3 protein-coding genes and 1 pseudogene are annotated in these 4,076 nt (G+C 71.7%); all 4 read right to left on the reverse strand.

Going from position 1 to position 4,076, the window contains the following annotated elements:
• Positions 1-97 precede the first annotated feature (97 nt).
• A complete protein-coding gene (locus ACTWQE_RS33725; protein ID WP_443332904.1) occupies positions 98-856 on the reverse strand; it encodes a GNAT family N-acetyltransferase in 759 nt (252 codons plus the stop codon).
• Between the two features lie 632 nt (positions 857-1,488).
• Positions 1,489-2,346: a hypothetical protein gene (locus ACTWQE_RS33730; RefSeq protein ID WP_443332905.1), complete on the reverse strand. Its 858-nt coding sequence runs from the start codon at positions 2,344-2,346 to the stop codon at positions 1,489-1,491.
• A 394-nt stretch (positions 2,347-2,740) separates the two neighbouring features.
• Complete coding sequence (locus ACTWQE_RS33735) at positions 2,741-3,349, reverse strand: hypothetical protein (RefSeq protein ID WP_443332906.1); 609 nt, start codon at positions 3,347-3,349, stop codon at positions 2,741-2,743.
• Between the two features lie 344 nt (positions 3,350-3,693).
• Positions 3,694-4,076, reverse strand: a pseudogene (locus ACTWQE_RS33740) (hypothetical protein); the annotation flags it as partial.

The raw sequence follows: 4,076 nt of genomic DNA on the forward strand, positions 1-4,076 counted from the left end.
CCAACGGATACCTCACCTCCTGACCCCACGAAATGCCCAACCCCCGGGGGCCTGCTCAGTGCGGTGCGGGCCCCCGGGGGTTGGGCATTTCGTGGGGTCAGGAGGTGAGGTATCCGTTGGTGAACCGCATGGTCGGGGAGATATGGCAGCCGGGGAGGATTCCGGAGACGATGCGGGCTGGGGCGCCGGGGATGTGGACGATTTCCACGCGGGAGCTGAGCGGTTTGGCTGCTGACCGCAGGCCGTTGGACTGTTGCCCGAGCAGGTCCTCTCCCGGCAGTTTCATGATCAGCTTAGTGTCCGAGAGGTAGCCGAGTCCTTCGTAGAAGGTGGTGAGCTCCGGGGGGTGTTCCAGTGTGAGCAGCTGGTATCCGGCCTGCCTGAAGCGGCGCTCGGCGGCACGGATCAGTTTGCGTGCGATGCCCTGGCCGCGGTGGTTGGGGTGCACCGCGACCGCGTGGATTGCTGCTATGCGGGACTTCAGGAAGCGGGGCAGTGCGGTTCGGGCGCAGAGCGGGTGTTCGTAGACCCACTTTGGTACTCCTCCCAGCAGGGCGCCCACGGTGTGCTGGTGGGTGTTCTTGGCTACCAGGCAGAGGATGGGGCCATGGGAGAGCGGAGGGCCGGGCCTTAAGGAGAGGACCTGTCCCAGGTTGGTGGGTAGCGGGTGGCCGGGGGTGGTGGCGGCGATCAGGGGGAGGTATGTGCCGGTGTCTGCGGGGCGGGCGTCGCCGATGCGCACGGGTGAGGCGGTGGCCGGGCCGGTGGTGGGAGTGGAGGGCGCTGGAATGGCAGGTGGGGGGTCGGTGTGGATGGGGACCGTCACGGTCGGCGGGCGGTGGGTGTGGGTGGTCACGGCTGGTAGGGCCTTTCGGTGGTGGTGTGGGTGCCGGGCGGCGGGTGACGGGCCCGGCTGGTGTGTGGGGGGGGGCGGGCCGGAGCCGGAAGAGGGGGGCTCCGGTGTGGCCGGGCAGAACGGTGGCGGGGCGCAGGGTTAGAGCCGCAACCGCGGGCCGGGCCAGGGGTTCGGCGCGCCGCTGTTGGCGCGTGAGGTCCGCATGAGGTCAGGGTTGGCAGGCGGGGCAGTGCTCGTGGCTGTCGTAGTTGTGGGTGCCTTCGTCGTGTTCGTCGGCGAGGTCGGCGCATGCGACGCAGTAGGTGTCTGGGCTGTCGTCGGGGTGGGGTTGCGCGTTGCACCAGCGGTTACGGCACCTCTTCGGCGTGCTCGGCGCGGGGGGCGTGGGGGCAGGGGGCGTGGGGAGGGGGTGGGTGGCATGAGGAGAGTTCCGTTCGGTCCGCCGAGGTTTGGCTGTCGGCCCGGGGTGGCCGGGGCGTGACCGTGTCGGGGCAGGCGGCAAGCGGCGCAACCACCGGGGGGCAGGTTCGTTGCTGGTGTGCGGCTGTCGCTGGGTGGACGTACATCAGGGGCGGGCTGGCCCGGGCGGGGCGGCTCTGCGCGCCGTGTGGGTGTTATGCAGTGGGCGGGGGTCAAGCCCGCTCGAACGTCGGGGCGCCGAAGTGCTGGGCATCGGCTTTGGTCATGTGCGCGGTGTCGATGTCGGCGGGCACGGCGTAGACGGCGTTCCAGGTCTCGCCTGTGCGGCCGCCTGGTACGCACTCGCCGTCGACTGCGAACCGCAGGCTGTGCATGCCGGGGGTCTCGGCGGCGATCACTCGGCTCGTGCGCTGCTGCCAGGTGAGTGCGGCGCCGTTGTCCTGGGCGGTGGCGTGGTCTTGCCACTTGCGGCCGTGGCAGTCGGCGAGGGTGACGATCCAGGCCGCCAGGGCGGCGGAGTCGGCTGCGTAGTTGCCCGAGGCGAATTCGGCGATCTTTTCCCGGTAGGGGGGTTTCGCTTCCTGCGTCCAGCGGACCGCCATGACGCTGTGCTCGCCGGTCGGGTGGTAGTTGGAGCACTCGCGCCCGTAGATGTCGGTTCCGGCCCAGGTGAGTTCTGAGCGGTCGGCGAAGGTGTAGCGGGCGTGGGTTCCGGCGGAGTCGGGCCACGGTGCGCAGGCGATGCCGTGTGCTGCCAGGCGGGCGAACACTGAGCGGGACACGGTCTGTGTGGGGTCGATGGGGGTCTGGGAGTCGACCGGTACGGTCCAGCACTCGCGGCCGGTGTAGCGGAACAGCTGTTGGCCGGTGAGGCCGTTGTACTCGACCCATGGCTTGGGGTCGTGGGTGTGGCGCGGCTGGTGGGCGACAGGGGTTCCCTGGTCGTGTCCGGCCATGATCCGCAGCCTGGGCGGGGCGTCTTTCTCCTCTCCGGTGTGCTGCTGGTACGCGGTGTCGGCGCTGCGGCGGGCGGTGAGGAGTTGTCGGGTGTGGTTTTTGCGCTTGGGCATGGGTGTGCGCCTTTCGTGTTCGTCGGCCCGGGCGCCGGGGGGGGGCGGGGCCCGGCGGTGTGAACGGTGGTGGGGCGCAGGGTTAGGGCCGCAAGCGGAAGGTCTCGGGGCGGGGGGCCGGCGCGCACGTTGGGTGGTGTGGGCCGTTGGGCGGGGCGGCAAGCCGGGGGTGCACCCCAGGGGGGATGTTGCGGGAGGTGCCTGGCTGCCCGGGGGCCCAGGAGGGAGGTGCCGGGGGCCGGGGGCCGGGAGGGGCAGGATCGGTGAGCGGCCCGGACCGTTCCGGGGGGAACTGGTCCGGGCCGCTGTAGTCCGGCGCGTGGGGCGATTCGGGTGGTGCGGAACCTCGGGGGCGGTCCGTGTGCCGGTGACCGGTGGGGGCCGGATGCTGCCTTTAGAACGGGGGGTGGCCCGGTTCCGAGTGCGGGGGTGTTGCGGGTGGTTGGGTGGTGGGCAGGGGCGCGGAGGGGTCGGCGGCCAGGGCGAGGAAGACGGTGGCGTGGGGCACGCTTGAGGGCGGGATGCGCAGGACGCTCACGTGCCCGTGCTCGTCGAGCCTTGCGGTGGCTCCGCTGGTGTAATGCCGGTCGGGGTCGAAGGGGTGGATGGCGCCGCCGGGGAGGATCTCGTACCAGGCGTCCGGTTGTTGGTCTCCCAGTTTGGGCGGGCCTTCCTCTGCTCGGGGGAAGGGGTGGAGCACGCTGGCGACCGTGGTGAGCCATCCGGCGAGTACGCGGTCGGCGTCGTGCGGGTGGAGGTCGGTGAGTTCCACTTCCGCTTTGGGTGTGTAGAAGAGGCGGATACTGCCCGTTGGCCCTGTGGGGTTGTGGGGCGACCACTGGGCGCGCTGGTCGGGGGCGTTGGCCGGTGGGGTGATACGGCTGAGGGTTCCGGTGGTGGCCAGCAGGGCCAGGGCGTAGGCAACGGCCTGGTCGTGTGCCTGCTGCCAGGTGTGGAGGCTGCTGGGGGGCTTGGGATTGTGGTGGGCTGTGGGCGTGGTCATGGGTTGGGGGTTGCCCTTTCTGCGGGTGGGCTGGTGTGAAGCCGGGGGGTGGTGGCTGGCCGTGGAGAGCGCCGCGGGCTCCAGTCCCCGGGCGGGCATCACCGTGGTGTGGCGCGGGGTTATTGGCGCAACCGGCGCACCCCTGGGGCGGAGGCGGCTTCTGTGCTGCGTCGCGTCGGTTGCGGGGCAGGCACCACCTGGGTAGCCCGGGCCCGGTGGCGGCGGTGCGGGTCGGTGGCTCGGGTGAGGTGCTTGGGGCGGGTCTGGTGTGGGGGAACTGCAAGGGGCGCGGCCCGCTCCCTTGGCCGGAGCGCGGCAGGGAGCGGGCCGCGGGGGTGGGGTGGTCACCTGTCGAGGTGGATCCGGATCTCGTAGCCGGTGTTGTTGAACGGGCGCTCGGTCTCGGCGACGAACTGTGCTTTGTGGGGGGTGTGGCACTGGATGGTGTGGGCGCCGCGGCCGGTGGCGTTGTACAGGCGGACGATGTAGCGGGCGTCTTGGGGGACGCCGCCGGGGACGGGCTGGACGCGGGGGGTGAAGCCGCGTTGGTGGAGGTCGGCGTTCTCGGCCGGGATGCAGCCGGTGCACAGGAACCGGCGGTCTGCGGGGTGGTCGACCCACACCGCGCCGTAGGTCAGGCAGGAGGGGCGGGCGCAGCGGATGCCGTCGGCGCAGCGGGCGCGGACGGCGGCGCGGTCGGCTGCCTCGCGGGCGAGGTGGGCGGGGA

The organism is Streptomyces sp. 8N706, from assembly GCF_052245415.1.
Lineage (GTDB): Bacteria > Actinomycetota > Actinomycetes > Streptomycetales > Streptomycetaceae > Streptomyces.